This is a genomic window from Nostoc flagelliforme FACHB-838, from assembly GCF_014698065.1.
GTDB lineage: Bacteria > Cyanobacteriota > Cyanobacteriia > Cyanobacteriales > Nostocaceae > Nostoc > Nostoc flagelliforme_B.
This window is the reverse complement of record NZ_JACJSI010000455.1, coordinates 1-4,363: the sequence shown is the minus strand read 5'-3', so window position 1 is coordinate 4,363 and position 4,363 is coordinate 1. Positions and strand designations below refer to the sequence as shown.

General features: G+C 41.4%; 7 protein-coding genes. 3 read left to right on the top strand and 4 right to left on the bottom strand.

Features of this window, described 5'->3' with window-relative positions:
- Positions 1 to 334 precede the first annotated feature (334 nt).
- A complete protein-coding gene (locus tag H6G97_RS46450; protein WP_190947152.1) occupies positions 335 to 1,216 on the bottom strand; it encodes a pirin family protein in 882 nt (293 codons plus the stop codon).
- Positions 1,217 to 1,286: 70 nt separating this feature from the next.
- On the opposite strand from H6G97_RS46450, the gene H6G97_RS46445 reads away from it, so the two are divergent.
- Positions 1,287 to 1,445 carry a hypothetical protein gene (locus H6G97_RS46445; RefSeq protein WP_190947149.1) on the top strand — a complete coding sequence of 53 codons (159 nt, stop codon included), beginning with the start codon at positions 1,287 to 1,289 and terminating at the stop codon, positions 1,443 to 1,445.
- A 28-nt stretch (positions 1,446 to 1,473) separates the two neighbouring features.
- Here H6G97_RS46445 and H6G97_RS46440 read toward each other — a convergent pair whose 3' ends face one another.
- Positions 1,474 to 1,752, bottom strand: a complete 279-nt coding sequence (locus tag H6G97_RS46440; RefSeq protein WP_199350137.1) for a DUF2934 domain-containing protein — start codon at positions 1,750 to 1,752, stop codon at positions 1,474 to 1,476.
- Between the two features lie 68 nt (positions 1,753 to 1,820).
- On the opposite strand from H6G97_RS46440, the gene H6G97_RS46435 reads away from it, so the two are divergent.
- Complete coding sequence (locus H6G97_RS46435; protein ID WP_190947148.1) at positions 1,821 to 2,039, top strand: hypothetical protein; 219 nt, start codon at positions 1,821 to 1,823, stop codon at positions 2,037 to 2,039.
- A gap of 24 nt (positions 2,040 to 2,063) precedes the next feature.
- Here the strand turns inward: H6G97_RS46435 and H6G97_RS46430 are convergent, their stop codons facing one another.
- The gene (locus H6G97_RS46430; RefSeq protein WP_190947147.1) at positions 2,064 to 3,029 is read right to left on the bottom strand and encodes an aldo/keto reductase; all 966 of its coding nucleotides are present in this window, start codon (positions 3,027 to 3,029) and stop codon (positions 2,064 to 2,066) included.
- A 33-nt stretch (positions 3,030 to 3,062) separates the two neighbouring features.
- Here H6G97_RS46430 and H6G97_RS51740 point away from each other — a divergent pair, with 33 nt between their 5' ends.
- Positions 3,063 to 3,332 (top strand): hypothetical protein, encoded by a 270-nt coding sequence (locus H6G97_RS51740; protein WP_199350136.1) that lies wholly within the window; start codon positions 3,063 to 3,065, stop codon positions 3,330 to 3,332.
- Between the two features lie 337 nt (positions 3,333 to 3,669).
- On the opposite strand, the gene H6G97_RS46420 is transcribed toward H6G97_RS51740, so the two are convergent.
- Entirely contained in the window at positions 3,670 to 4,191 is a 522-nt protein-coding gene (locus H6G97_RS46420; protein ID WP_338421995.1) for a hypothetical protein, read from the bottom strand.
- Between the last annotated feature and the right edge of the window lie 172 nt (positions 4,192 to 4,363).

Sequence of the window (4,363 nt, the reverse complement as noted above, 5' to 3'; positions counted from 1 at the left end):
GCTTATTTTCAAGGATGAGTTTACTTATTTATGGCTGAATAGTTAGCTAATTTATCCTTAAATAAAAGTTCTTTTATTAGAGATAAGTTAATTTATACGATTGCAAAAGAATCAATTTACTTTGTTTATAACCTTGCCAACTTTTGCACTTGTATAAATGACTTTGAAATCTTTATTAGTTTTTGTTAGGAAATAAGGTGCGTTTCCCCTGGCGTCGCCATAGCCCGCCGTAAGCATCGCTCTTCACAATTCACCAGTCGTTTGGAGACAGTATTAGGCAAGCTAGTTTAATTGGTAGTCAAGCTATCGCCCACGCCCACCCTCATGACTGATACTAAAAGGGATTAGCCTCTGTTACCACTTCTGGCAGTGGAATAAACTCTGTTTCATCTGGCACAGTAGCAAAGTGGTTGTCGCGCCAATCGGCTTTAGCTTCCTCTATTCGCTCTGGTCGGCTAGAAACAAAATTCCACCATTTGTAGCGTGTACCCAATGGCTCACCACCAATAACAATACACCGAGTAGCAGCAGCAGAAACCTTGATTTCACCGACTGGTTCTAGGATAGCGAGGCGATATGGCTCTAGCGGCTGCCCATTAATGCTTAAACCTTCTGTGACGCTGTATACTGCCCTCTCTGAATAACCTGTGGGGATAGTAAAGTGAGCATTGGCAGACAGCACCACATCTAAATAGAGAATAGGTGAGAAAACTTTGACAGGTGAGGTGTAGGAGCCTGCAACTCCTGCAATGAGTTTAATGACAGCGCCATTCTCTTCCCAGGTAGGAAGGGTTTGGGCAGGATAGTGAGCAAAGCTTGGATCGATTTCTTCGTATTCCACGGGTAAGGCGACCCAGGTTTGAATGCCATGAATGGCAGCTTGATTTTGACGATCAATGTCGGGCGATCGCTCTGAATGTACAATCCCCTTTCCTGCCGTCATCCAGTTCACAGCACCTGGTTGAATTTCCTGTACAGTGCCTAAACTATCACGGTGCATCAAAGCACCATCAAATAGGTAAGTTACGGTGGCGAGATTGATATGAGGATGTGGTCGGACATCGATACCTTTGTTAGGTGGCAAAACAGACGGGCCAACATGATCAAAGAAGATAAACGGCCCAACCATTTGGCGATTAGAATATGGCAAACTACGGCGGGCAACAAACCCACCCAAATCTTTAACTTCAGGTTCAATAAGTTGAAGTATTGCCATAAGTGATGGGGGGTGATTGGTGAATGCTGGAATCATTATAAGTAGATCCACCACCAAAAAGCTAACCTTTATGAGTTATCTGTTTATGCCATCGCTCTTCACAATTCACCACTCGTTTGGAGAAAGCATTAGAGAAGGTGACAAGCAAAGTAAATTCTTAGAGGACACTTCGAGCGATCGCCATGTACCACAAAACTTTTTTGCAATAGGTCTAATGGCTAACAGTTAGCTTCAGAGTTGAATCTACAAAAGTAAAGTTAAACTTTCAAATCTATTAACTCCTTTTCAGCCTGAAGCCAATGTTCTACAGACTTGCCATTTGGATAGCCCATTTGTTGCCAAATTTCATAAGCTTTCAAACGGATTTTATTTTCATCTGGGCAGTTAATGATAAAATGTTCACAAAAATTAGTAGTAAAATTATAGGGAGCTTCTCCAAAAAAATCTTGACGACCCAGAATTTCATCTGTAAAACGGGAACAATTTTGTTTTATTGGGCAATTTTGTCCGGGACACATTGTAATATCGTAAAGCATATATATTTACTCTCGAAAGCAAGTTATTTATAATTTAATTGGACATATATTGTCTAGATTAAACTAGATTGTTTGGGAATAAAGTTATACCAATTCAAAAATTAAAATTAAGAAAGCCAGGAGCGATTGTTTATGATTCAAGCGAGGAAAGCGATCACTCTCCCCATTTAAGCGAGGATGCTCACGCGATCGCCCTCACCCCCCAGCCCTTCGCCCAAGCCAAGCATCAGAATGTGCCGCCCTTTTTCAAAGAGGAAAGCTCTTTATATGGGGAGAATAACTGTTAACTGTTGACTGACAAGGTAGCGATACTAGCTGTTTGAGGAACTGGCTTGATTGAGAAGGTCAATAGCATCTTGGTCGAGATTTATATTAACAGCTTTGATGATATCGTTGAGTTGCTCAACCTTTGTTGCACTAACAATAGGAGCGGTAATGGTAGGATTAGCAATGAGCCACGCCAGAGAAACTTGGGTGGGAGTAGCATTATAAATCTTGGCCACTTCATCCAGTGCCTCTAAAATTCGCAAACCACGAGGATTTAAATATCTTTTTACAGAACTACCACGCAGACTAATAGACAAATCTTTTTCTGAGCGATATTTACCAGAGAGAAAGCCACTGCACAGAGAGGAATAGCTAATCACACCAATTGAGTGTTCTTGGCAGATTTGTTGTAAATCCTGCTCATAACCATCTAGGTCATACAAATTATAACGGGGCTGAAGGCTTTCGTAGCGAGGATAGCCATGCTGACGGCTAATTTCTAATGCCTGTAACAGACGCTCTGCACTATAATTTGAAGCACCAATCGCGCGTACTTTTCCTTGACGAATCAATTCTCCGTAGGTTTCAAGAGTTTCTTCAAGTGGAGTGCTTTCATCGTCGATATGCGATTGATATAGATCAATATAATCGGTTTGTAATCTCTGCAACGAGTCTTCAACAGCTTGTTGAATGTGTTTACGAGAAAGCCCTTTGCCTCTAACACCCATGTCATTGCCAACCTTAGTTGCAATCACCACTTGGTCACGATGACCACGCTGCTTGAGCCATTTTCCTAAAATTGTCTCAGACTCTCCACCAAGATTTCCTGTAACCCACTTGGAATAGACATCAGCTGTGTCAATAAAATTACCTCCCGCCGCGATAAAGTGATCTAAAATCTCAAATGAACTATTTTCATCGATAGTCCAACCAAAGACGTTTCCACCAAAAGATAGTGGTGATACTTCTAGTCCAGAACGTCCAAGTTTACGTCTTTGTGTAATAACCATAAGTTTTCTCTCAAGACAGTTTTAGAATTACTTGTGCCAACTATAGAGGTTTCCTCTAAGAAACTGAAGACGGCGATGCCAAAGGCGGGCTACGCCTACGCTAGCCATAGTTTAGACCGGGGCGCACCTGTGCAATTGGTACAGCAGACTTTGGGGCATACATCTAACACCCTACGCTATATCCACACCTTGCAAGCGCTTGTCTCTAGTTCTGGGGGAAAGAGGGCGATGGGCCGGCTAATACAGTTTTTTTCTCTCCCCCTGCCTCCCCTGCCTCCCCTGCTCAAGAACAGCCTGCCTTAACAGATAAATTTGCTTAACTAAACCGTATTGGGCGATAGGCATAGCCCCGCTTGCGAGAGCGATCGCATCTATTACATACATCGTCCTATTTGATTATTCAATGGGTCATTGACTTTTCCTCTAAGAATTTCTTTGGTTAGCTGTGATACTTGCTTGATAGTGGTGCGATGGCGTAGCCGCCTAATTCAAGTGCGATCGCCCTTCAGAATTCACCAGCCGTTTAGAGACAGCATTAGGTAAAGTAGCAGTAATTTGATTGTGTTTATCCTTGATTCAAGCGAGGAAAAGTTAAGGATGCGTAGTTTACCAATCGCGCTCAAGCCTAAAAATAAGCAGTTTAACCAAGATAAGGATATTGTGGCGGTTTGATTGTCAATAATTCTGTCCAGTATTTTATAGCATTATGTTTGGTGGTTTCTAAGTCACGCGATTTGTGAACTCTGCCTATTTCCATTAGAAAATATGTAAGTTTAAGAGCAGTAAGTAAGTTAATCAATCCTACCGCTTTAAAATTTTGTAAAAATAAGTGGAGCAGAATCTGTAATTTTTGTTTATGACGAAAATACATCCACCATTTCATTTGATGTATAGCAATGCTGGTTTGATAAACTAATGTAGTTTCTACTTGGGTTAATTTATCTTTAGCTTGATGATAAAACTGTATTTCTTTGTCAAAATTACCTGCTTTCTGGGCTAAAGCAGCATCATCCGCTAATTGATAAGCCTGACTAATTAAGTTACCTGCCGTTTCTGCCTGCTGTTGAGTATAACCAAGTTTCATATATATGGTAGCTGCTGCTAATGCCAATTGAGCAAACTCCTCAGCATCATGTAACCAATATATTTGGTAACCGTTCACAGGATAAGAAACGCTACAGTCAAAAATGGGTTACTGAGATGGTAGATTAAGAGGCATGGATGAAAACTGCCTCGCCTACGGAATTGAAATTTCCGACTCAGATTGGGAAAAGACTCCAGCCAGCATCAAACAACTGGTGGAGAAAATGGGGCAGCATATAAAGCAATCAGAA